The sequence below is a fragment of the Pseudomonas sp. BW7P1 genome (assembly GCF_024981055.1).
Classification (GTDB): Bacteria; Pseudomonadota; Gammaproteobacteria; order Pseudomonadales; family Pseudomonadaceae; genus Aquipseudomonas; species Aquipseudomonas bananamidigenes.
This window is the reverse complement of the sequence record NZ_CP103374.1, coordinates 1-23,341: the sequence shown is the minus strand read 5'-3', so window position 1 is coordinate 23,341 and position 23,341 is coordinate 1. Positions and strand designations below refer to the sequence as shown.

At 61.4% G+C, this 23,341-nt stretch carries 23 protein-coding genes; 13 read left to right on the top strand and 10 right to left on the bottom strand.

What is annotated here, in order from left to right:
- Nucleotides 1-53 precede the first annotated feature (53 nt).
- On the bottom strand, nucleotides 54-509 hold the full coding sequence (gene dut / locus NWV16_RS00115) for a dUTP diphosphatase (RefSeq protein ID WP_065258173.1): 456 nt from the start codon (nucleotides 507-509) through the stop codon (nucleotides 54-56).
- A gap of 5 nt (nucleotides 510-514) precedes the next feature.
- A complete protein-coding gene (coaBC, locus tag NWV16_RS00110; RefSeq protein ID WP_065258172.1) occupies nucleotides 515-1,723 on the bottom strand; it encodes a bifunctional phosphopantothenoylcysteine decarboxylase/phosphopantothenate--cysteine ligase CoaBC in 1,209 nt (402 codons plus the stop codon).
- A 135-nt stretch (nucleotides 1,724-1,858) separates the two neighbouring features.
- Here coaBC and radC point away from each other — a divergent pair, with 135 nt between their 5' ends.
- Complete coding sequence (radC, locus tag NWV16_RS00105) at nucleotides 1,859-2,533, top strand: RadC family protein (protein ID WP_260521511.1); 675 nt, start codon at nucleotides 1,859-1,861, stop codon at nucleotides 2,531-2,533.
- Nucleotides 2,534-2,569: 36 nt separating this feature from the next.
- Here radC and NWV16_RS00100 read toward each other — a convergent pair whose 3' ends face one another.
- The gene (locus NWV16_RS00100) at nucleotides 2,570-4,156 is read right to left on the bottom strand and encodes an ABC transporter substrate-binding protein (protein WP_260521510.1); all 1,587 of its coding nucleotides are present in this window, start codon (nucleotides 4,154-4,156) and stop codon (nucleotides 2,570-2,572) included.
- A gap of 446 nt (nucleotides 4,157-4,602) precedes the next feature.
- On the opposite strand from NWV16_RS00100, the gene rpmB reads away from it, so the two are divergent.
- Together rpmB and rpmG are read left to right on the top strand one after the other, a co-directional pair.
- Entirely contained in the window at nucleotides 4,603-4,836 is a 234-nt protein-coding gene (gene rpmB / locus NWV16_RS00095) for a 50S ribosomal protein L28 (protein ID WP_003229474.1), read from the top strand.
- Between the two features lie 11 nt (nucleotides 4,837-4,847).
- The gene (gene rpmG, locus NWV16_RS00090) at nucleotides 4,848-5,003 is read left to right on the top strand and encodes a 50S ribosomal protein L33 (protein ID WP_003177274.1); all 156 of its coding nucleotides are present in this window, start codon (nucleotides 4,848-4,850) and stop codon (nucleotides 5,001-5,003) included.
- Nucleotides 5,004-5,075: 72 nt separating this feature from the next.
- Here the strand turns inward: rpmG and NWV16_RS00085 are convergent, their stop codons facing one another.
- Complete coding sequence (locus tag NWV16_RS00085; protein WP_169432451.1) at nucleotides 5,076-5,438, bottom strand: cupin domain-containing protein; 363 nt, start codon at nucleotides 5,436-5,438, stop codon at nucleotides 5,076-5,078.
- Between the two features lie 235 nt (nucleotides 5,439-5,673).
- Between NWV16_RS00085 and NWV16_RS00080 the strand changes: the two genes are divergently transcribed.
- Entirely contained in the window at nucleotides 5,674-7,167 is a 1,494-nt protein-coding gene (locus tag NWV16_RS00080; protein ID WP_260521509.1) for an aldehyde dehydrogenase, read from the top strand.
- Nucleotides 7,168-7,352: 185 nt separating this feature from the next.
- Nucleotides 7,353-8,498 (top strand): MFS transporter, encoded by a 1,146-nt coding sequence (locus tag NWV16_RS00075; protein ID WP_260521508.1) that lies wholly within the window; start codon nucleotides 7,353-7,355, stop codon nucleotides 8,496-8,498.
- 21 nt (nucleotides 8,499-8,519) lie between these two features.
- On the opposite strand, the gene NWV16_RS00070 is transcribed toward NWV16_RS00075, so the two are convergent.
- Together NWV16_RS00070 and NWV16_RS00065 are read right to left on the bottom strand one after the other, a co-directional pair.
- Entirely contained in the window at nucleotides 8,520-10,088 is a 1,569-nt protein-coding gene (locus tag NWV16_RS00070; protein ID WP_260521507.1) for a phospholipase D family protein, read from the bottom strand.
- 60 nt (nucleotides 10,089-10,148) lie between these two features.
- Complete coding sequence (locus NWV16_RS00065; RefSeq protein WP_065258165.1) at nucleotides 10,149-11,570, bottom strand: PLP-dependent aminotransferase family protein; 1,422 nt, start codon at nucleotides 11,568-11,570, stop codon at nucleotides 10,149-10,151.
- Between the two features lie 180 nt (nucleotides 11,571-11,750).
- Between NWV16_RS00065 and NWV16_RS00060 the strand changes: the two genes are divergently transcribed.
- On the top strand, nucleotides 11,751-11,996 hold the full coding sequence (locus tag NWV16_RS00060) for a DUF1127 domain-containing protein (RefSeq protein ID WP_065258164.1): 246 nt from the start codon (nucleotides 11,751-11,753) through the stop codon (nucleotides 11,994-11,996).
- A 31-nt stretch (nucleotides 11,997-12,027) separates the two neighbouring features.
- On the opposite strand, the gene NWV16_RS00055 is transcribed toward NWV16_RS00060, so the two are convergent.
- A complete protein-coding gene (locus tag NWV16_RS00055; RefSeq protein ID WP_260521506.1) occupies nucleotides 12,028-13,338 on the bottom strand; it encodes an FAD-binding oxidoreductase in 1,311 nt (436 codons plus the stop codon).
- 145 nt (nucleotides 13,339-13,483) lie between these two features.
- On the opposite strand from NWV16_RS00055, the gene NWV16_RS00050 reads away from it, so the two are divergent.
- A complete protein-coding gene (locus tag NWV16_RS00050; RefSeq protein ID WP_260521505.1) occupies nucleotides 13,484-13,837 on the top strand; it encodes a YkgJ family cysteine cluster protein in 354 nt (117 codons plus the stop codon).
- A gap of 4 nt (nucleotides 13,838-13,841) precedes the next feature.
- Here the strand turns inward: NWV16_RS00050 and NWV16_RS00045 are convergent, their stop codons facing one another.
- Nucleotides 13,842-14,330, bottom strand: a complete 489-nt coding sequence (locus NWV16_RS00045) for an Lrp/AsnC ligand binding domain-containing protein (RefSeq protein ID WP_003177284.1) — start codon at nucleotides 14,328-14,330, stop codon at nucleotides 13,842-13,844.
- A gap of 154 nt (nucleotides 14,331-14,484) precedes the next feature.
- On the opposite strand from NWV16_RS00045, the gene dadA reads away from it, so the two are divergent.
- From dadA to NWV16_RS00015, 6 genes are all read left to right on the top strand, one after another.
- Nucleotides 14,485-15,789, top strand: a complete 1,305-nt coding sequence (gene dadA, locus NWV16_RS00040) for a D-amino acid dehydrogenase (RefSeq protein ID WP_065258161.1) — start codon at nucleotides 14,485-14,487, stop codon at nucleotides 15,787-15,789.
- Entirely contained in the window at nucleotides 15,761-16,114 is a 354-nt protein-coding gene (locus NWV16_RS00035; protein ID WP_065258160.1) for a RidA family protein, read from the top strand. Before dadA ends, NWV16_RS00035 begins: the two co-directional genes overlap by 29 nt.
- A gap of 95 nt (nucleotides 16,115-16,209) precedes the next feature.
- Nucleotides 16,210-17,283, top strand: coding sequence for an alanine racemase (gene alr, locus NWV16_RS00030; RefSeq protein WP_260523596.1), 1,074 nt, complete (start codon nucleotides 16,210-16,212; stop codon nucleotides 17,281-17,283).
- An 89-nt stretch (nucleotides 17,284-17,372) separates the two neighbouring features.
- The gene (locus tag NWV16_RS00025) at nucleotides 17,373-17,921 is read left to right on the top strand and encodes a cupin domain-containing protein (protein ID WP_003229444.1); all 549 of its coding nucleotides are present in this window, start codon (nucleotides 17,373-17,375) and stop codon (nucleotides 17,919-17,921) included.
- Nucleotides 17,922-18,103: 182 nt separating this feature from the next.
- Complete coding sequence (locus NWV16_RS00020; protein WP_041071964.1) at nucleotides 18,104-18,520, top strand: c-type cytochrome; 417 nt, start codon at nucleotides 18,104-18,106, stop codon at nucleotides 18,518-18,520.
- 136 nt (nucleotides 18,521-18,656) lie between these two features.
- Nucleotides 18,657-20,579, top strand: coding sequence for an acetyl-CoA hydrolase/transferase C-terminal domain-containing protein (locus NWV16_RS00015; RefSeq protein ID WP_260521504.1), 1,923 nt, complete (start codon nucleotides 18,657-18,659; stop codon nucleotides 20,577-20,579).
- A 123-nt stretch (nucleotides 20,580-20,702) separates the two neighbouring features.
- Here NWV16_RS00015 and NWV16_RS00010 read toward each other — a convergent pair whose 3' ends face one another.
- Nucleotides 20,703-21,275 (bottom strand): xanthine phosphoribosyltransferase, encoded by a 573-nt coding sequence (locus tag NWV16_RS00010; RefSeq protein ID WP_260521503.1) that lies wholly within the window; start codon nucleotides 21,273-21,275, stop codon nucleotides 20,703-20,705.
- A gap of 56 nt (nucleotides 21,276-21,331) precedes the next feature.
- Complete coding sequence (gene rep / locus NWV16_RS00005; protein ID WP_065258156.1) at nucleotides 21,332-23,341, bottom strand: DNA helicase Rep; 2,010 nt, start codon at nucleotides 23,339-23,341, stop codon at nucleotides 21,332-21,334.

Genomic DNA, 23,341 nt, shown 5'->3' with positions numbered 1-23,341 from the left:
TGCTGCGCACCCAAGCGGGAGCAAGCTCCCTCGCCACAATGGATTTCCCTCAGTTATTTGGTGCCGGAATGGCCGAAACCACCCGCGCCACGCTCGGTTTCGACGAACTCTTCAACCATTTCGAAGTGCGCCTGCACCACCGGCACCAGCACCAGCTGCGCCAGACGCTCGCCCACCGGCATGGTGAATTCGGTCTGGCCACGGTTCCAGCAGGACACCATCAGCGGGCCCTGGTAATCGGAGTCGATCAGGCCGACGAGGTTGCCCAGCACGATGCCGTGCTTATGGCCCATGCCCGAGCGTGGCAGGATCAGCGCGGCGAGGTTCGGGTCGCCGATGTACACCGACAGACCGGTCGGAATCAGCACGGTTTCGCCCGGCTTGATCACGATGTCCTGTTCCAGCATGGCGCGCAGGTCGAGGCCGGCGGAGCCCGGTGTGGCGTATTGCGGCAGCGGGAATTCGGTACCGATGCGTGGGTCGAGGATCTTGGCTTGCAAAGCGTGCATGTAAATTAAACCTGGTTCAGACGTTCGGCGATAAAAGTGACGAGCTGGCGAGCGATCTTGCTCTTGCTGGTCTGGGCGAAAACCGTGGCGTGCAGCCCACGGTCGATGACGCTGCAGGCATTTTCTTCGCTGTTGAAACCGATGCTCGGGTTGGCGACGTCGTTGGCGACGATCAGATCGAGATTCTTGTCTTTCAGCTTGCGCGCAGCGTAGTCGAGCAGGTGTTCGGTCTCGGCGGCGAAGCCGACACTGAACGGACGGTCGGGACGGGTGGCGATGGTGGCCAGGATGTCCGGGTTGCGCACCATTTGCAGGACGAAGCCGTCACCGCTCGTAGGATCTTTCTTGAGTTTTTGCGGGGCGACGACTTCCGGGCGGTAGTCTGCGACCGCCGCCGAGGCGATGAAGATGTCGCAAGGGATCGCGGCTTCGCAGGCAGCGAGCATGTCGCGTGCGCTGACCACGTCGATCCGCGTGACGCGGTCCGGCGTCGGCAAATGCACCGGGCCGCTGATCAGTGTGACACGGGCGCCGGCTTCCACCGCGGCTTCAGCCAGGGCGAAGCCCATTTTGCCGGAGCTGTGGTTGGTGATATAGCGCACCGGGTCGATGTTTTCCTGGGTCGGGCCGGCGGTGATCACCACGTGCCTGCCGGTCAGTGCCTGACGCTGGAAGCAGTCCGCCGCGAGCTGGGCCAGGTCGGTGGCTTCCATCATGCGGCCCATGCCGACATCGCCGCAGGCCTGGCTGCCTGAAGCCGGGCCGAAGGTCTTCAGACCACGGCTTTCAAGGAGTTGCAGGTTGGCCTGGGTCGCCGGATCGCGCCACATGGCCTGGTTCATGGCCGGAGCGACCGCGACGATGGCGTCGGTGGCCAGCACCAGCGTGGTCAGCAGATCGTTGGCGATGCCTTGGGCCAGACGGGCGAGCAGGTCGGCGGTCGCCGGGGCGATCAGCACCAGATCGGCCCATTTGGCCAGTTCGATGTGGCCCATTGCCGCTTCGGCGGCCGGGTCGAGCAAGTCCAGGTGAACCGGGTGGCCGGACAGGGCCTGCATGGTCAGCGGGGTGATGAATTCGCTGCCGCCACGGGTCATGACCACGCGCACCTCGGCGCCCTGATCGATCAGGCGGCGCACAAGATCGGCGCTCTTGTAGGCAGCGATGCCGCCGCCGACGCCCAGAACGATGCGTTTCCGATACAGCCGCTGCATAGGTCTGCCTTTCATTTCGTGGGTGACATGCGTTGCGAAACCCCCTCCCCAGGGTGAATTCGCCCGCAAAAAAGATGGGCTACGATATCACAGCGACCGCTATGGAACAGCGGCGCCCATAGACAAGGAGTGTGTATGAGTATTCGCGATTGGCCGGCGGCGGAAAGGCCGCGGGAGAAGCTGCTTGAACAGGGCTCGGGAAGTCTTTCCGATGCCGAATTGCTGGCGATTTTTCTACGGACCGGCGTATCCGGTAAAAGCGCGGTGGATCTGGCGCGACACTTGTTGAATCAGTTCGGCAGCCTGCGTGCGTTGCTGGAGGCTGATCTCGGCGCGTTCAGCGAGCAATTGGGCCTGGGGCCGGCGAAGTTCGCCCAGTTGCAAGCCGTGCTGGAGATGGGGCGGCGACATTTGGCCGAGCGCATGCGGCAGAAAACGGCTCTGGAGAATCCACAGGTGGTTCGCGATTACCTCAAAGCCATGCTGCGCCACGAGCCGCACGAAGTATTCGGCTGCCTGTTTCTGGATTCCAAGCATCAAGTGCTGACGTTCGAGCCGCTGTTTCGCGGCTCCATTGACAACACTGCCGTGCATCCCCGTGTAGTGGTGAAGCGCTCGTTGGCCAATAACGCGGCGGCCGTGATCCTGTGTCATAACCACCCGTCGGGGAACAGCGATCCCAGTCAGGCAGACCGTGTGCTGACCAAGCGCTTGCAGAAGGCTCTGGAACTGATCGATGTGCGGGTGCTCGATCACTTCATCGTCGGTGACGGGGAACCACTGTCGATGGCGGAGTGTGGCTGGATGTAGCTTGCAGCGACTGCAGTCGCTGCAAGCCGGGGCGGATTACTTGAGGGTGACCTTGGAGTAATCCTGCCGACCGAACGGGCTCACCGAATAACCTTGCACATCCTTGCGCGTCAGCGCATACGCTGTCGGATGCGCCAGCGGCAGCCACAGCGCCTGCTGCTGGATCTGCGCCTGGGCCTGTTCATAGAGCTTGGTGCGCACGCCCTGTTCGCTGGTGGTCTTGCCGGCGCTGATCAACTTGTCCAGGTCGGCGTTGCAGTAGCGGGCGAAGTTGGTGCCGGACTTCACCGCTGCGCAGGAAAACTGCGGGGTGAGGAAGTTGTCCGGGTCGCCGTTGTCACCGGCCCAACCCATGAACAGCAGGTCATGTTCGCCGGCCTTGGCCCGACGGATCAGCTCACCCCATTCGATCACGCGGATTTCCGCCTGAATGCCGATTTCCGCCAGATCCGACTGCAGCAGTTGTGCACCGAGGCTCGGATTGGGGTTGAGCAGGCTGCCGGACGGGCGTGTCCAGATGGTGGTCTGGAAACCCTCCTTCAGCCCGGCCTTGGCCAGCAAGGCTTTGGCTTTGTCCACGTCGTGCGGGTAGCCCGGCAAATTCCTGGCGTAGCTCCAGGTATTCGGCGGGTACGGGCCGTTGGCGGGTTCGGCGGTGTCTTCGAACACCGCTTTCAGGTAGTTGCTCTTGTCGAAGGCGAGGTTGATCGCCTGGCGCACTTCCGGCTTGTCCAATGGGGGATGCTGGCTGTTGATGCCAACAAAAGCGGTCATGAACGCGTCAGTCTTTTCGACTTTCAGCGTCGGCTCTTCCTTGGCGGCCTGTACGTCGAGTGGTTTGGGCGACAGGGCAATCTGGCATTCGTTACGCCGCAGCTTTTGCAGGCGCACGTTGGCGTCCGGGGTGATGGCGAAGATCAGCGGATCCACCGCAGGCTTGCCGCCGAAGTAATCCGGGTTGGCCTTGTAGCGGATCGATGCGTCTTTCTGGAACCGGGTGAACACGAACGGCCCGGTGCCGATCGGCTGGCTGTTGAGCTTGTCGGTCGCGCCGGCTTTCAGCAGTTTGTCGGCGTACTCGGCGGAATAGATCGAGGCGAAGCCCATGCTCAGGGTCGCCAGGAATGTCGAGTCCGGATGGTCGAGGGTAAAACGCACGGTCAGCGGATCCAGCGCGTCGATCTTCTTGATCAGGCTGGGCAACTGCATCGACTGAGCGTGGGGAAAGCCGCTCTGGGCGACCTTGTGCCATGGATTGGCCGGGTCGAGCATGCGGTCGAAGCTGAATTTGACGTCTTCGGCGGTCAGTTCGCGGGTCGGCTTGAAGTACTCGGTGCTGTGGAATTTCACCTGCGGGTGCAGTTTGAATATATAAGTCAGGCCGTCGGTGCTGACTTCCCAGCTGTCGGCCAGGCTCGGGACCACCTTGCCGGTCGCCGTGTCGAAGTCCACCAGGCGGTTCATCAACACATCTGCCGAAGCGTTGGTGGTGGTCAGCGAGTTGTACTGCACCACGTCGAAGCCTTCAGGACTGGCCTCGGTGCAGACGCTCAGGGCGGCGGCATGGGCCAGTGGGCTCAGCAAGAGCGGGGCGAGCAGCAGGGGGAGGGCAGCGAGGCGCATGGTCGGCTTCCTTTACAGATCGAAGGCCCATCTGCAAGTGCAGTCTGGAAAAGGCCTACCCTAGTGGTCGCGATTGCAAATGACTATCCCCTTTTTGCTTTTTCGGGGTCTGGGGGCGGGGAAATTGTCGGAATTGGCGGCAGGAAAAGTCGCGATTGCAGGTATGATCGATTTTCTTCGACGAATGGTAAAAATTGCCGGCAGCCTTTACCCAAGGCGCTTGCAGGCAGGAAAAACGGCTTTTTAGCCATTCATTGCGCACGGAAAGTTGTTGCTCCGTGGTCTTTCTGGTATAAAGCAGCGCTCTTTTCTAGGGGCCCGGTTCCTTCGCTTGTAGGTGTAGCCGGTAAGACCTCTAAAGAATCGCGGCGCCTGGCGCCACAATGACTAGAGATTAAGCGGCCAACCCATGCCGGGTTGGGCATGTGGTTTTAGAGGGCTGAGGCATGTCTAGAGTATGTCAAGTTACCGGTAAGGGTCCGGTAACCGGGAATAACATTTCCCACGCAAACAACAAAACCCGTCGTCGTTTCCTGCCGAACCTGCAGCATCACCGCTTCTGGGTTGAAGAAGAGAAACGTTTCGTACGCCTGCGCGTTTCCGCCAAAGGCATGCGCATCATCGACAAGCGTGGCATCAGCGTTGTGCTGGCCGAGCTGCGTCGCGACGGCAAGATCTAAGGGAGCTAATCATGCGTGAATTGATTCGTTTGATCTCGAGCGCCGGTACTGGTCACTTCTACACTACCGACAAGAACAAGCGTACTACCCCGGACAAAATCGAGATCAAGAAATATGATCCGGTTGTTCGCAAGCACGTGATCTACAAGGAAGGCAAAATCAAGTAATTGATTTTCCCGACCGACGAAAAAGGCCCGTATCTCACGATACGGGCCTTTTTTGTTGCCTGGCGAAAGGCATCAGGCCTTCTGTTCAAAGATCACATAGACCTTGCGGCAGGCTTCCAGCACTTCCCAGGTGCCACGGAAACCGGCCGGAATCACGAAGCGGTCACCCACGCGCAGGGTCTTGGCGTTGCCTTCGCTGTCTCGCAGCACCGAAACACCCTGCAGGATTTCGCAGTATTCATGCTCGGTGTAATTCACGGTCCACTGACCGACCGCGCCTTCCCACACACCGACGCCCATCTGCCCGCAAGGGCTGTCGTACTGATTGAACACCGCCTGCTCGGGATCGCCTTTGAGTACTTTGGCCGGGTCCGGGCGGTAGCGCTCGGCCTGGTCCATGGTCAGGCTGATGTCGACGACGTTCTGGATGTTCATTGTTGTTTTCTCCTGTAGTGACGGCGCGGTGGCTTGAGGGGCCAAAGTCTATGTTTATTAAAATGAACACCGCAAGGCCGTATCACGAGCTTATGTCAAATATATTGAAACAAACCCGGCCGCTGGTTTAGGGTGGTGGGTGCCTCGGGCCGAAAACAGGCTGGCCGGGCAGAATTCCTGAGGTCGCCGGCGAAGATTGCGCGGCGCTCGTACTCAACAAGAGGAGGACACTTGAATGACCACGCTGACTCGCGCCGATTGGGAACAACGCGCCCGTGACCTGAAGATCGAAGGTCGCGCCTACCTCAATGGCGAGTACACCGATGCCGTCTCCGGCGAGACTTTCGAGTGCATCAGCCCGGTCGATGGCCGTCTGCTGGGCAAGATTGCCAGCTGTGACGCCGCCGACGCCCAGCGCGCCGTGGAAAACGCCCGTGCCACCTTCAATTCCGGTGTCTGGTCGCGCCTGGCACCGACCAAACGCAAAGCCACCATGATCCGTTTTGCCGGCCTGCTGAAGCAGCACGCCGAAGAACTGGCCCTGCTCGAAACCCTCGACATGGGCAAAACTATCAGCGATTCGCTGTACATCGACGTTCCGGGCGCGGCGCAAGCGCTGAGCTGGAGCGGTGAAGCGATCGACAAGATCTACGACGAAGTTGCCGCTACGCCGCACGATCAACTGGGTCTGGTGACCCGTGAACCCGTGGGGGTGGTCGGTGCCATCGTGCCGTGGAACTTCCCGTTGATGATGGCCTGCTGGAAGCTGGGTCCTGCACTGTCGACCGGTAACTCGGTGATTCTCAAACCGTCTGAAAAGTCTCCGCTGACGGCCATCCGCATCGCCGCCCTGGCAGTCGAGGCCGGTATCCCGAAAGGCGTGTTCAACGTGCTGCCAGGTTATGGCCATACCGTCGGCAAGGCGCTCGCGTTGCACATGGACGTCGATACCCTGGTGTTCACCGGTTCGACCAAAATCGCCAAACAACTGATGATCTATTCCGGCGAATCGAACATGAAACGCGTCTGGCTGGAAGCCGGCGGCAAGAGCCCGAACATCGTGTTTGCCGATGCACCGGACCTGCAGGCTGCGGCCGAATCCGCCGCCAGCGCCATTGCCTTCAACCAGGGCGAGGTCTGCACCGCCGGTTCCCGTCTGCTGGTCGAGCGTTCGATCAAGGACAAATTTCTGCCCATGGTGATCGAGGCGCTGAAAGCCTGGAAACCGGGCAATCCGCTGGACCCGGCCACCAACGTCGGTGCGCTGGTCGATACCCAACAAATGAACACTGTGCTGTCCTACATCGAGTCGGGCCACACCGACGGCGCCAAACTGGTGGCCGGCGGCAAGCGCATCCTTCAGGAAACCGGTGGCACCTACGTCGAACCGACGATTTTCGACGGCGTGAGCAATGCGATGAAGATCGCCCAGGAAGAGATCTTCGGCCCGGTGCTTTCGGTCATCGCCTTCGACACGGCCGAGGACGCGATCCGCATCGCCAACGACACGCCTTACGGCCTGGCGGCAGCGGTCTGGACCCAGGACATCTCCAAGGCGCATCTGACTGCCAAGGCCCTGCGTGCCGGCAGCGTTTGGGTCAACCAATACGATGGCGGCGACATGACTGCACCGTTCGGCGGCTTCAAGCAGTCGGGTAACGGCCGTGACAAGTCGTTGCACGCGTTCGACAAATACACCGAGCTGAAGGCGACCTGGATCAAGCTGTAAACCGTTGAGGGGAGCCCGGGCACCCCGGGCTCCCTGACGAAACAGAGATCCCATGTGGGAGCGGGCTTGCTCGCGAAAGCGGTGTGACAGTCGACATACCTGTTGAATGTGACGCCGCTTTCGCGAGCAGGCTCGCTCCCACATTGGTTTTGTCTGAATAAAAAATATCCACAGGAGCGTGGACCATGCGTTGGGCGACGTATTTCGCCGTGTTGGCGTCTGTCTTGAGTGTTGGCCTGGCCCTTGGCGTCAGTATGCCGCTGGTGTCGTTGCGTCTGGAGGGCTGGGGGTATGGTTCGTTCGCCATTGGTGTGATGGCGGCGATGCCGGCCATTGGCGTGTTGCTGGGAGCAAAGGTGTCGAGTCATCTGGCGGCGCGCTTCGGCACGGCGAACCTGATGCGTCTGTGTCTGTGGGGCGGGGCATTGTCCATCGGTCTGCTGGCGCTGCTGCCGAGCTACCCGATCTGGCTGGTGCTGCGCTTGATGATCGGGGTGATCCTGACCATCGTCTTCATCCTCGGCGAAAGCTGGATCAACCAGCTGGTGGTCGAGCAGTGGCGCGGACGGCTGGTGGCGCTGTATGGCAGCAGTTATGCGTTGAGCCAACTGTCCGGTCCGTTGCTGCTGGGCGCGCTCGGCACCGAACATGATTACGGCTTTTGGGTCGGGGTCGCTCTGCTGATGACTTCGCCGTTGTTGTTGCTGGGTCGCAGCGGGGCGCCGAGCAGTGAAGCCAGCAGCGTGACCTTCGGCGATCTGTGGGGTTTCAGTCGCGAGTTGCCGGCGATTGCCTGGGCGGTGTCGCTGTTCGCCGGGTTCGAGGCGATGATCCTGACCCTGTTGCCGGTGTACTGCCTGCAACAGGGCTTCACGGCGGAAATCGCGCTGGCGATGGTCAGCACCGTGGTGGTGGGCGATGCGCTGCTGCAATTGCCCATCGGGGCCCTGGCCGACTACCTGTCACGGCGAACCCTGTTTGCCGGTTGCGCGGTGGTGCTGATGTTGTCGAGCCTGGCGATTCCCGTGCTGCTCGACACCTTGCTGATCTGGCCGTTGTGGGTGCTGTTCGGCGCCAGTGCCGGTGGCTTGTTCACCCTGTCGCTGATCCTGATCGGTGAGCGCTACCGCGACGACGCGCTGGTACGCGCCAATGCGCATGTCGCGCAGTTGTGGGGTGTCGGTTGCCTAATCGGGCCGCTGGCAGCGGGGGCGGGCAGTCAATGGATCAGCGGACACGCGTTGCCTTGGTTCATGGCGGCCGGGGCGTTCGGACTGGTGATTCTGCTGTTGCGGCAAGGGGCGTTCGGCAAGGTGCCGGAGCCCGCTTGACAGGCCGCCCGGGGCGGATGGCTAAAGCATCCGCTCCAGTCCCACCGTGGTGCTGAACCACGCATTGAAGCGCCGCCACCAGCTGCCGGGTTCCTTGGTCAGCGTGTGCATCTGGCCGTTGTCTTCGGTGACCCAGACGAGTTTCCCGTCCTGCAGTTTTGCCTCGTAACTCAGCGCTGGCGCCATGCCCTGCAAGGCCAATTCCCGAACATGGGCAGCCAGTTCGGGGCTGTCCACCAGCACGCCGACCTCGGTGTTCCACAACACCGAGCGCGGGTCGAAGTTGAATGAACCAATAAACGATTTTTTCCCGTCGAAGATCATCGCCTTGCTGTGCAGACTGGAGTCCGAGCCACGAAACGATTTGCTGTAAAACAGGTGCGGGCCACTGCCGAAGTTATCCCCAGGCTGGCGCCGCAGTTCATACAGCTTCACGCCATGTTCCAGCAACGCCTTGCGATAAGGCGCATAACCCCCGTGCACCGCCGGCACATCGGTGGCTTCCAGCGAGTTGGTCAGCAGGCTCACCGACACGCCAGCATCGGCCCGCCCGGTCAGGTAAACCAGCCCCGGCTGGCCCGGCACGAAGTAGGCGGAAATCATCATGAGCTCTTTGCTCACGCCCCGCAGCTCTGGCGCCAGTTGCGTGGTCAGCAGCAGCTGCGGGTCTGGTTCGCCGTCCGCCAGCACCTTGCTCGGCGCGTCCCACAATGCCTGGTTCCAGGCCCAGATCAGTTCCCGCCGCCAGATGTCCATGCGCGGATGCGTGGTGAAGGTCATCAGTTGTTGGTAGAGCGCGTGGTTCTGTTTGCGGGTTTCCTCCAGGGATTCTTCCAGGCGCGTGCGAGTGTTTTGCAGATCCTTGGCCGAGGGCTTGCTGGAGAGGAATTCCTCGATCGGCTTGCTCAGGGCGCTGTTCCAGTATTGATCGAAGCCGTGCCCGAGTTGTTCGGCGACCGGTCCGACGCTGAGCATGTCGATGTCGGTGAAGTTCAGGTTGGGCTCGGCATCGAAATACTCGTCACCCAGATTGCGCCCGCCAACGATCGCGGCGCTGTTGTCCGCCAGCCACAGTTTGTTGTGCATCCGTCGGTGTTGCTGCGACAGGTTGAACAACCGGCCGGCAGCCCGGGTCACGCCGGTGCTGCGGCCCAGGTGCAGTGGATTGAACAGGCGGATCTGGATGTTCGGATGCGCCGCCAGCGTGGCAATGATCAAATCGAGGCCGTCGCTGGTGGTATCGTCCAGCAGGATCCGCACCCGCACACCACGGTCGGCAGCCTTCAACACTTCTTCCACCAGCATGCGGGTGCTGATGCCGTCGTGGACGATGTAGTACTGCAGGTCGAGGCTGCGTTGAGCGTTGCGGATCAGCTCGGCGCGGGCGGTGAAGGCTTCGGTGCTGTTGGACAGCAGGCGGAACCCCGACTGACCTTTGTACGGCGCGGCCTGGGCCTGGATGGAGCGCCCGAAACTCGATGCCGAGGCCGGCAATGCCTGGCTTGGCTCGCGCGGCACGTCGAGGGTCGCGCAACCGCCCAGGAGCGCGGCGAGTAGAGGCAGGGCAAGCAGGGGCTGTCTGAGGCTCACGCGGGATTGTTCCGATTGGCGGCAAGGGTCGGCATATGGACGCGGGGCTCTTGAAAAAGGTCAGTCGGTTTCAGCGAGCAATTTGATCGCCGCCGCACCGACCTTGCGCACGGCTTCTTCGATGAGCGGTGTCGGCTTGGCAGCGTAGTTCATGCGCAGGCAATTGCGATACTTGCCCGAGGCGGAAAAAATGCTGCCGACGGCAATCTGTACGCCCTGATCGTGCAGCGCACGATTCAGTTTCAGGGTATCGAAACCTTCCGGCAGTTCGACCCAGAGCATGAAGCTGCCCTGCGGACGGCTGGCGCGGGTGCCGGCAGGGAAATAACGGGTCACCCAGTCGATCATCACGTCGCGATTGCGCTGATATTGAGTGCGCATCCGCCGCAAATGCGGTTCGAAGTGCCCGGCCTTGAGAAATTCGGCGATGGCGATCTGTGGCTGTGGTGCGGTGGAGCCGGTGCTGATGTACTTCATGTGCAGTACCCGTTCGAGGTAGCGACCCGGCGCGACCCAGCCGATGCGCAGGCCCGGCGCGAGGGTCTTGGAAAACGAGCTGCACAGCAGCACGCGGCCGTCTTCGTCGAAGGATTTGATCGTGCGCGGACGCGGGTAGGTGTAGGCCAGTTCGCCATACACATCGTCCTCGATGATCGCCACGTCGAAGCGCTGTGCCAGCGTCAGCAACGCGCGTTTGCGCGACTCCGGCATGATGTAGCCGAGCGGGTTGTTGCAGTTGGGCGTGAGCTGGATGACCTTGATCGGCCATTGCTCCAGCGCCAGTTCCAGGGCTTCTAGGCTGATGCCGGTGAGCGGGTCGGTGGGGATTTCCAGGGCTTTCATGCCCAGCCCCTTGAGGGTCTGCATGGCGCCGTGAAAGCTTGGCGAATCCACCGCGACGATGTCACCCGGCTCGCAAATCGCGTGGATGCTGGTGGACAGCGCTTCGTGGCAACCGGTGGTGACGACGAGGTCGCTGGCGCTCAACTGGCAGCCGGAATCGAGCATCAGCCGGGCGATCTGTTCGCGCAGTTCGAGGGTGCCGTGGATGTTGTCGTAATACAGACCGGGCATGTCCTGACGGCGGCTGATACGGGCCAGTCCGCGCAGCAGCGGTTTCATCGTCGGTGACGAGATGTCCGGCATGCCGCGACCGAGCTGCACGACGTCCTTGCGCGGTACGGCGCGAATCAGTTCCAGCACCTGATCCCACTGGGAAATCTCCACCGGGCGCTGGGCCGGACGCCCGATGGCCGGCAGTTCGGGAAGCTCGCGGCCGACCGGCACGAAGTATCCGGATTTGGGTTTCGGGGTGGCCAGGCCGCTGTCTTCCAGCATTCGGTAGGCCTGCTGCACCGTGCTCAGGCTGACCCCATGTTCTACGCTCAAGGCGCGCACTGACGGCAGGCGATCACCAGGACGGTAGAAGCCTTGTTCGATGCGGGTGCCGAGCAGTTCGGCAAGGTTCACATACAGGGTCATGGCACTGCCTCGATGCAGGTGATTCGAAAAACCAGTACAGATGCGGCGTAAATCGACAATTCAGTCCCGGAGACAGCAAATCTGTATGGAAATAATACAGATGCGTTGAATCTGTAATGCTTTTGTCGGCCCGCGCATCATGGAATCTCTGGCTACCCAAGTAAACAGGAGCGACAAAAAATGAACGGCTTGAGCGATGTGCGGCTGACGTTACACAGTCAGGAACTGGAGGCGGGGCAACAGGACAAGGCGCGCAACGAGATATTGCGCAACGCGCCGTCCGGCCTGAGTCGCTGGGGTCTGTTCTGGCATCGTCTGCACACGCGCAAGGCCCTGCTGGGCCTGACGCCGGAGCAACTCAAGGATGTCGGGCTGACCCGGGAGCAGGCGCTGGAGGAGGGGTTGAAGCCGTTCTGGCGGATCTAGAAGGATCGTTCCCACGCGCGTGGGAACGAGCTCAGACCAGCTCTTTGAGCCGATGCCACAACATCCCCAATGCCAGCAGCGGCGAGCGCAAATGCTTGCCGCCGGGGAAGGTGATGTGCGGCACTTTGGCGAACAGATCAAAGCCACCGCTGTGCTGACCGCTGATGGCTTCGGCCAGCAGCTTGCCCGCCAGGTGTGTGGCATTCACGCCGTGCCCGGAATAGGCCTGGGCGTAATACACGTTCGGCTGATCGCTCAGCCGGCCAATCTGCGGCAGACGGTTGGCACCGATGCCGATCATCCCGCCCCACTGATAATCGATCTTCGCTGAGGCGAGCTGCGGGAACACTTCCAGCATTTTGGGCCGCATGTACGCGCCGATGTCCTTTGGATCACGCCCCGAATAATGGCAGGCACCACCGAACAGCAGGCGCCGGTCCGCCGAGAGCCGGTAATAATCCAGCGCCACCCGTTGGTCGCAGACTGCCATGTTCTGCGGCAGCAGTTCCCGAGCCTGTGCTTCGCTCAGGGGTTCGGTGGCGATGATGTAGCTGCCGGCCGGCAGCACCTTGCCGCTGAGTTGCGGATTCAGGTTGTTGAGATAGGCATTGCAGCCGAGCACCAGCGTTTTCGCTCGCACTGAACCTTGCGCCGTGTATACCCGGACTTCGCGGCCGTAGTCGATGCGGGTGACTGCCGATTGTTCGAACAGCTTCACCCCCGCTTGCTGTGCCGCTGCGGCTTCGCCCAGTGCCAGGTTCAACGGGTGCAAATGACCGGAGCCCATGTCGATCAGGCCACCGACGTAACGCTTGGAGCCGACGACCGTGTGCATTTCGTTCGCTTGCAGCAGACGGGTTTCGTAGCGGTAGCCGAGACTGCGCAGTTCTTCGGCGTCTTCGGCGAAGCCTTCCAGGTCGGAAGGTTTGTTGGCGAGGTCGCAGTAACCCCAGGTCAGGTCGCAGGGGATCTGAAATTTCTCGACGCGCTGTCGGACGATTTCCACCGCTTCCAGCCCCATGAGTTTCATCTGACGCACACCGTCGGCGCCGATCACGTTGGCGAACTGGTCGAGGCCGTGACCGACCCCGCGAATCAGTTGCCCGCCGTTGCGGCCGCTGGCGCCCCAGCCGATCCGGTGCGCTTCCAGCAGCACGACGCTCAAGCCGCGTTCTGCCAGCTCCAGCGCGGTGTTCAGCCCGGAAAAACCGCCACCGACCACGCACACATCCGCAGTCAGCTCACCTTGCAGCACCGGGTGGTCGGGCTGCGGCAGGCTGCTGGCGGCGTAATAAGAGGCAACGTGGGGTTGGCTCGCGAAGGCGTGGGCGCGGGCATTCATGGGCGTCATCCTGAACGGGTGTCGAGAAAATTTGACGGAGCATAAGCCGCAGGCCCGAGGCCGGGCAACATCGGTCGGCCTGTAGTGTCTGGATCACCGCTTTTGCGGCACAATTGCCGCCTATTTCGCTCCGGTTACCGCTGCAATGAGCTGCAACAGTCAGAAAATCCGCACCCTGCGCCAGCAGATCCCCACATTCGAGTGCGTTCCGGGCTGCCACGACTGCTGCGGGCCGGTGACCACTTCGCCCGAGGAAATGGCCCGGTTACCGCGCAAGACCCGCGCCGAGCAGGATGCGGCCATGGAAGCACTCAACTGCGTGCACCTGGGGCCGGACGGCTGCACGGTGTATGACGAGCGGCCGCTGATCTGCCGGTTGTTCGGCACCACCCGGACCTTGCCGTGCCCCAACGGCCGGCGGCCCGTGGAGCTGATTCATCCACGGGTCGAGAAGCAGGTGTTCGAGTACATGGCTGCGAATCGACAGGTGCTGGTCTGAGCGATCAATCCGGAATCGGCAGGCTCAGGCTCTCCTTCACTTCTTCCATCACGATGTAGCTCTTGGATTCGCGCACGTGCGGCAGCTTGAGCAGGATGTCGCCCAGCAACTTGCGGTACGAAGCCATTTCGGAAATCCGCGCCTTCACCAGATAGTCGAAATCCCCTGACACCAGGTGGCATTCCAGCACGTGGGGCAGCTTCAAGACGGCGCGTCGGAACTCTTCGAACGTGTCGCCGGATTTGTAGTCGAGGCTGATCTCGACAAACACCAGCAGGCTGCCCTTCAAGTGCTGCGGATTCAGCCGGGCGTTGTAGCCCATGATGATCCCCTCGCGCTCCAGGCGCCGCACGCGCTCGGTGCACGGCGTGGTGGAGAGCCCGACCTTCTCGCCCAGTTCAGTGAATGATATCCGCCCGTCCGCCTGCAGGATCCGCAAGATGTTGCGGTCGATCTTGTCCAGCTCACGTTTGGTCTGAGTGTTGGTACGCATAGGGGATGCGCCTCCGTGAAAAGGGTTTTTGCCGAGAATTGTCGCCAAATATAGGCGCTTATACAGTGAAAAGCACTGGCGAATCTTTCTTACACTGCGCGCATCATTGCTCTAACAACAGACGTACGCGGCACGCCGCGAGAGGGATACAAAAATGCGCGTTATGGTCTTGGGTAGCGGCGTCATCGGTACCGCCAGTGCTTACTATCTGGCCCGTGCCGGGTTTGAAGTGGTGGTGGTCGACCGGCAGCCAGCCGCGGCCATGGAGACCAGTTTCGCCAACGCAGGCCAGGTCTCGCCGGGTTATGCCTCGCCGTGGGCTGCGCCGGGCGTGCCGCTCAAGGCCATCAAGTGGCTGCTGCAACGCCACGCGCCACTGGCGATCAAGGCCACCGCCGATATCGACCAGTACCTGTGGATGGCGCAGATGCTGCGTAACTGCACCGCCAGCCGTTACGCGGTGAACAAGGAGCGCATGGTGCGTCTGTCCGAGTACAGCCGCGACTGCCTCGACGAATTGCGCGCCGAAACCGGCATTGCCTACGAAGGCCGCAGCCTCGGTACTACTCAGTTGTTCCGCACTCAGGCCCAGCTGGATGGCGCCGCCAAGGATATCGCCGTGCTGAAAGAGTCCGGTGTGCCGTTCGAAGTCCTCGACCGCGCCGGCATTGCCCGCGTCGAGCCGGCCCTGGCCAGCGTCACTGACATCCTGGCCGGTGCCTTGCGCCTGCCGAACGACCAGACCGGTGACTGCCAGATCTTCACCACCCGCCTCGCCGAAATGGCGGTGAACCTGGGTGTGGAATTCCGTTTCAACCAGGACATCCAGCGCCTCGACTTCGCCGGTGATCGCATCAACGGCGTGTGGATCGACGGCAAGCTGGAAACCGCCGACCGTTACGTGCTGGCCCTCGGCAGTTATTCGCCACAAATGCTCAAGCCGCTGGGCATCAAGGCTCCGGTCTATCCGTTGAAGGGCTACTCGCTGACCGTGCCGATCACCAACCCGGCGATGGCCCCGACTTCGACCATTCTCGACGAAACCTACAAGGTGGCGATTACTCGTTTCGACAACCGCATCCGCGTCGGCGGCATGGCGGAGATCGCCGGTTTTGACCTGTCGCTGAACCCGCGTCGGCGCGAAACCCTGGAGATGATCGTCAACGACCTTTATCCTCAGGGCGGCAATCTGGCCGAAGCCAGTTTCTGGACCGGCCTGCGTCCGACCACGCCGGACGGCACGCCGATCGTCGGCGCCACGCCGTTCAAGAATCTGTTCCTGAACACCGGTCACGGCACCCTCGGCTGGACCATGGCGTGCGGCTCCGGTCGCCTGCTGGCTGACCTGATGGCGAAGAAAAAGCCGCAGATCAGCGCCGAAGGCCTCGATATTTCCCGTTATGGCAACAAGACCCAGGAGTCCGCAAAGCATGGCAATCCAGCGCCAGCTCACCAATGAGCGCATGAGTCAGATCGTCAGCCACAACGGTATCGTGTACCTGGCCGGACAGGTCGGTGACGATTTCAACGCCGGGGTCGAACAACAGACTCGCGACGTGCTCGCGAATATCGAGCGTCTGCTGGATCTGGCCGGTACCGACAAACAGCATCTGCTGTCGGCGACGATCTACCTGAACGACATCGAGGCGCACTTCGCCGGGATGAATTCGGTGTGGGATCAGTGGCTGCCCAAAGGCGCCGCGCCGGCCCGTGCCACAGTCGAGGCGAAGATGGCCAGGCCGGACATCCTGGTGGAAATCTCCATCGTCGCCGCGTTGCCGTAACCTGCTGCAAAGATCCCTCTCCCGGTGCTGTTGGCGGTTCACGCCGTCAGCCAGCGCCGGTTTTTATTCCCATGACCGCCAAGAAGTCTGCTGCCATGCGTCCTGCCCGTGCCCTGATCGATCTAGAAGCCCTGCGTCACAACTACCAAATCGCCCGTGAAGTCACCGGTGCCAAGGCACTGGCGGTGATCAAGGCCGACGCCTACGGTCATGGCGCAGTACGTTGTGCCCAGGCGCTGGAGGCACAAGCGGACGGCTTCGCGGTGGCCTGTATCGAAGAAGCCCTGGAGCTGCGTGCTGCGGGGATTCGCGCACCGGTGCTGTTGCTTGAAGGCTTTTTCGAGGCCGATGAGCTGGCGCTGATCGTCGAGCATGACTTCTGGTGTGTGGTGCATTCGTTGTGGCAGCTCGAAGCGATCGAGCAGGCCACGTTGAGCAAACCGATCACCGTGTGGCTGAAGCTCGACTCGGGCATGCACCGCGTCGGCCTGCATCCGAAGGATTACCCGGCGGCGTACCAACGCCTGCTGGCCAGCGGCAAAGTGGCGAAGATCGTGCTGATGAGCCACTTCGCCCGGGCCGATGAACTGCATGAGCAAAGCAGCGCCGATCAGGTTGCCGTGTTCGAAGCTGCGCGTCAGGGCCTTGCCGCCGAAGTCAGTCTGCGCAATTCGCCGGCGGTGCTGGGATGGCCACAGATTCAAAGTGACTGGGTGCGCCCGGGCATCATGCTCTATGGCGCCACTCCGTTCGAAGAAGCCAACGCCGTGGCCGAGCGCCTGCAACCGGTGATGACCCTGGAATCGAAAGTCATCAGCGTGCGCGAACTGCCGGCCGGCGAGCCGGTGGGATACGGCGCTAAATTCGTCACCGACAAACCGATGCGCATCGGCGTGGTCGCCATGGGTTACGCCGACGGCTATCCGCGTCAGGCGCCGACCGGCACCCCGGTGCTGGTGGCCGGTAAACGCAGTCGCATATTGGGCCGCGTGTCGATGGACATGCTGTGCATCGATCTGACCGACGTACCGCAAGCCGGTCTCGGTTCGACCGTGGAGCTGTGGGGCAAGAACATCCTCGCCAGCGACGTGGCGAAGTGGGCGGACACCATTCCATACCAGATTTTCTGCAACCTGCGCCGGGTGCCAAGGCTCTATTCCGGGGGTTGAAGCCCGGGCCGGGCCCAAGTGTTGTAAATACTGAACGCTGTCGCCATGATAACGCTCAATATTTCTACAACACTCAGGAGGCCCAAGCCTTGGACGTCGGTGAACGACTGCAATCGATCCGCAAGCTCAAAGGGCTTTCCCAGCGTGAACTCGCCAAGCGTGCGGGCGTCACCAACAGCACCATTTCGATGATCGAAAAGAACAGCGTCAGCCCTTCGATCAGTTCGCTGAGGAAGGTGCTGGGCGGGATTCCCATGTCCATGGTCGAGTTCTTTTCAGAAGAAATCCTCCAGGAAAAACCGACCCAGATCGTCTACAAGGCCAACGAGCTGATCGACATTTCCGACGGCGCCGTGACCATGAAACTGGTCGGTCGTGCGCACCCGAGCCGGGCCATAGCCTTTCTGAACGAGATCTATCCGCCAGGCGCCGACACCGGTGAAGAAATGCTCACCCACGAAGGCGAGGAAACCGGAATTCTGGTGGAAGGTCGTCTGGAGTTGGTGGTGGGCCTTGAAACTTTTATCCTCGAAGCCGGTGACAGCTACTACTTTGAAAGTACCAAGCCGCATCGTTTTCGTAATCCGTTCGACGCACCGGCGCGACTAATCAGCGCAGCCACGCCGGCGAACTTTTAAACCGAGAGACGCCAGACCACTGCGGCAAAGGTGTCCGGACTGTCTGACCGATGCGCAACAAGACCCCTTTAACTTTGGGGTTGTTTCAGTGTGGCGGGCTACCCGCTATACTTGCGCCCGCCTGCGAACCGTGGCCGCAGGCGTGAATAGCCACCATTGAGGGTGAACGCGTGAATCTAATTATGAAAATGCTGGCTGCACCAGCAACCGTACTGGCCCTCTGGGCTGTCAGCGCTCAAGCTGCGACGAATGACGACATTGCCAAACGCCTCGAGCCTGTCGGCCAGGTATGTGTTCAAGGGCAAGAGTGCAAGGGGATGGAAGTGGCCGCTTCGGCGGGCGGCGGTGGCGGAGCGAAGACTCCGGACGAAGTGATTGCCAAACACTGCAACGCTTGCCACGGTACCGGCCTGCTGGGCGCGCCGAAAATCGGTGACACAGCAGCCTGGAAAGACCGTGCCGATCACCAGGGCGGCCTCGACGGCATCCTCGCCAAGGCGATTACCGGTATCAACTCCATGCCGCCGAAAGGCACCTGCGCCGACTGCTCGGATGACGAGCTGAAGGGTGCGATCCAGAAGATGTCCGGCCTGAAATAAGGCGCTCTTCTGCTGAAAAAAACCGTCTCCGGACGGTTTTTTTGTGCCTGCGATTCAGGGCTGAGGCTGTTCATTGCAGCAAACAACCGGCAATCTCGGTCGTACCTCTATTCACGGAACGGGCAGGAGGCTTCAGATGGTGCAGTTGTGTTCGATCGAACAGGCAGTGGACGACGTACTGGCACGGCTGCCGGCGCACATCCACATGGGACTGCCGCTGGGGCTGGGCAAACCCAATCCCTTCGTCAACGCGCTGTACCGGCGCATCGCCGGTTTGCCCGAGCGGCAACTGACGATCTACACCGCCCTGTGCCTCGGTCGCCCGGCCTTGGGTGACGGTTTGCAGAAGCGCTTCATCGAGCCCTTCGTCGAGCGGGTGTTCGGCGATTATCCGGAGCTGGAGTTTCTCGCTGACCTGCGCCGCGACAGCCTGCCGTCCAACATCCGTATCGAGCAGTTCTTCATGCAGCCCGGCAGCCTGCTCAACAGCGCGCCGGCCCAGCAGGACTACGTCAGCAGCAACTACAGCCATGCCGCCCGGGATATCAACGCCGCCGGCCTGAATCTGGTGGCGCAGTTGCTGGCCAGCAGCAGTGAATATCCCGATCGTCTGAGCTTGAGCTGCAACCCGGACATCACCCTCGACCTGTTCCCGATGATCGCCAGACGCCGGGCAGCGGGGGAAACGATCCTGCTGGTCGGCCAGGTGCACACCGGGCTGCCGTATATGCCGGGTGATGCCGAAGTCGACATCGACACCTTCGACCTGCTGATCGACGAAAAGGACAGCAGCACACTGTTTTCCACGCCGAACATGCCCGTCGGGTTTCAGGATCACTTGATCGGCCTGCACGCCAGTACCCTGGTGCGCGATGGTGGCACCTTGCAGATCGGCATCGGTTCGATGGGCGATGCGCTGACTGCCGCGTTGCTGGCGCGGCAGGCCGACAATGCCGGATACCGGGCTTTGCTGGCCGATGTGAACCTCGGCCAGTGGGCGCAGCTGATAGAGCGCGAGGGCGGCATCGAGCCGTTCGCCAAGGGCCTTTACGGTTGCAGCGAAATGTTCGTCAACGGCCTGCTGGTGCTGGCGGACGCCGGGATCATCCGGCGCAAGGTCTACCCGGACATCGAGACTCAGCGACAGGCCAACGCCGGCACCCTCGACGAGGCGGCGCAAACCGACGGCATTTCAGTGCACGGCGGTTTCTTCCTCGGGCCGCGCAGTTTCTATGAGCGTCTGCGCGAGCTGCCCCACAGCAAACGTCTTGAATTCAACATGACCCGCATCAGTTACATCAACGAGCTGTACGGTCAGGAAGAACTCAAGCGCCTGCAGCGCCTCGATGCCCGGTTCATCAACACCGTGTTCACCATGACCCTGCTGGGCGCGGGGGTGGCGGACCAATTGCAGGACGGACGGGTGCTCAGCGGCGTCGGCGGGCAATACAACTTCGTCGCCCAGGGCCATGCGCTGCACGATGCCCGCTCGATTCTGCTGCTGCGCAGCTGGCGCGAATCCGGCGGAGAAGTCAGTTCGAATATCGTCTGGGAATATGGCCACTGCACGATTCCCCGGCATCTGCGTGACATCGTGGTCACCGAGTACGGTATCGCTGATTTGCGCGGCAAGCCGGACGCCGTGGTGATCGAGTCGTTGTTGAACATCAGCGACTCGCGCTTCCAGCAGAGCCTGATCGAACAGGCGCAGAAGGTCGGCAAGTTGCCGAGGGATTTCCGTCTCGATCCACGCTTCACCGACAACACCCCGCAGCGCCTGCAGGCGATTGCCGCCCGGCACCCGAATTTGTTTCCGGAATATCCGCTGGGCTGCGATTTCAATGAGGTCGAGAAGGATCTGTTGCGGGCGCTGAACTGGCTCAAGAGCAAGTTCAAGCTGACGGAGATTCTGGAGCTGGGCAAGGCAGCGCTGGACGCGCCTGAGGCTTCGCTGTATCCGGAGCATCTGGCGCGCATGCAGCTCACCCACCCGGAAGGCCTGAAGGAAGACCTGTTTCAGCGGTTGTTGCTCACTGGCCTGAAGGCGACCAGGTCATAACGACCAATACAAAACCTGTGGGAGCCGGCTTGCCAGCGAAAGCGCTGTATCTGCCGACATTGATGCAGGCTGACAGGGTGTCATCGCTGGCAAGCCAGCTCCCACAGTTATCGAATCGCTGGGTTACTCGATGAAAGTAACCACGCCATCCTTCAGCGACTTCACGCGAGCCAGCGACTCGACGCGGTAGCCCTGGGAATCCAGCTCGGCGCGGCCGCCCTGGAACGATTTCTCGATCACGATACCCAGGCCTGCCACGGTGGCACCGGCCTGCTTGATGATCGAAATCAGCGCCTGGGACGCCTTCCCGTTGGCCAGGAAGTCATCGATGATCAGCACGCGGTCGCTGCTGGTCAGGTGGCGCGGGGAAATGGCCACGGTGCTTTCGGTCTTCTTGGTGAACGAGTAAACGGTTGCCGACAGCAGGTTTTCAGTCAGGGTCAGGGACTGCTGCTTGCGGGCGAAGATCACCGGCACGCCGAGGTTCAGACCGGTCATGACCGCCGGAGCGATACCCGAGGCTTCGATGGTGACGATCTTGGTGATGCCCGAATCCTTGAACAGCGCGGCGAACTCGTCGCCAATCAGCTTCATCAGGGCCGGGTCGATCTGGTGGTTCAGAAAAGCGTCGACTTTCAGGACCTGGTCGGAAAGCACAATGCCTTGTTCGCGGATTTTTTGATGCAGGGCTTCCATGAAGCTGTCCTCAATTGGCGCCCTTGGCGCCGAAGGTCTAGTAAAAGTGGTCAATTCTAGCGCTTTAGCATCGCGCGTATATCGGCCAATGCGTTGTTGCCGCGAACGGCTTTGACTTCGGTCGGGGTGTCGTCATTGCCTTCCCAGGCCAGGTCGTCCGGCGGCAGCTCATCGAGGAAGCGGCTGGGGGCGCAGTCGACGATCTCGCCGTACTGTTTGCGCTTGGCGGCGAAGGTGAACGCGAGGGTCTGGCGTGCGCGGGTGATGCCCACGTAGGCCAGGCGGCGTTCCTCTTCGATGGTGTCGGCTTCGATGCTGGAGCGGTGCGGGAGGATTTCCTCTTCCATGCCCATGATGAACACGTAGGGGAATTCCAGACCCTTGGACGCATGCAGGGTCATCATCTGCACGCCTTCGGCGCCTTCTTCCTCTTCCTGCTGACGCTCCAGCATGTCGCGCAGGACCAGTTTGCCGATGGCATCCTCGACGGTCATCTCGCCGTCTTCGTCTTTTTCCAGGGTGTTCTTCAAGGCCTCGATCAGGAACCAGACGTTGCTCATCCGGTAGTCTGCGGCCTTGTCGCTGGAGCTGTTGGTGCGCAGCCAGTTCTCGTAGTCGATGTCCATGACCATGCTGCGCAGGGCCGAGATCGGGTCCTCGCCGGCGCACTGCTCGCGGACCTTGTCCATGAAGCGTTTGAAGCGCGACAGGCGATCGGTGAAGCGGCTGTCCAGATGTTCGCCCAGGCCGAGCTCGTCGGTGGCGGCGTACATCGAGATCTTGCGTTCGGTGGCGTAGTTGCCGAGTTTTTCCAGGGTGGTCGAGCCGATCTCCCGGCGCGGGACGTTGATCACGCGCAGGAAGGCGTTGTCGTCGTCCGGGTTCACGATCAGGCGGAAGTAGGCCATCAGGTCCTTCACTTCCTGGCGGCCGAAGAAGCTGTTGCCGCCGCTCAGACGGTACGGCACCTGATGGTGCTGCAGTTTCAGCTCGATCAGTTTGGCCTGGTAGTTGCCGCGATAAAGGATCGCGAAATCACTGTACGGGCGGTCGGTGCGCAAGTGCAGGCTGAGGATTTCCATGGCCACGCGCTCGGCTTCGGCGTCTTCGTTACGGCAGCGGATCACGCGGATCTCGTCGCCGTGGCCCATTTCACTCCACAACTGCTTTTCGAATTCGTGAGGGTTGTTCGAGATCAGCACGTTGGCGCAGCGCAGGATGCGGCTGGTGGAGCGGTAGTTCTGCTCCAGCATCACCACTTTCAGGGACGGGTAGTCTTCCTTGAGCAGCATCAGGTTTTCCGGCCGCGCGCCACGCCAGGCATAGATCGACTGGTCGTCGTCGCCCACCACGGTGAACTGGTTGCGCTTGCCGATGAGCATTTTCACCAGCAGGTACTGGCTGGCGTTGGTGTCCTGGTATTCGTCCACCAGCAGGTAACGCACCTTGTTCTGCCACTTTTCGAGGATGTCGGCGTGCTCTTCGAAGAGCTTTACCGGCAGCAGGATCAGGTCGTCGAAGTCCACCGCGTTGAACGCCTTGAGCGTGCGCTGGTAGTGGGTGTAGACGATGGCGGCGGTCTGTTCCTTGGGGTTGCGGGCGTTTTCCAGCGCCTGGGCCGGCAGGATCAGGTCGTTTTTCCAGGCGCCGATCATGTTCTTGATCTCGTCGACGCCGTCGTCGCCCGCGTATTCCTTCTGCATGATGTCGGTCATCAGCGACTTCACGTCGGTTTCGTCGAAAATCGAGAAACCGGGCTTGTAGCCCAGCCGTTCGTGCTCCTTGCGGATGATGTTCAGGCCCAGGTTGTGGAAGGTACTGACCGTCAGGCCGCGACCTTCGCCGGCACGCAGCAGGGTGCCGACCCGCTCCTTCATCTCGCGGGCCGCCTTGTTGGTGAAAGTCATGGCGACGATGTACTGGGCGCGGATGCCGCAATTCTGGATCAGGTGCGCGATCTTGCGGGTGATCACGCTGGTCTTGCCGGAGCCGGCGCCGGCGAGCACCAATAGAGGGCCGCCGACGTAGTTCACGGCTTCTTGCTGCCGGGGATTGAGTCGGGACAT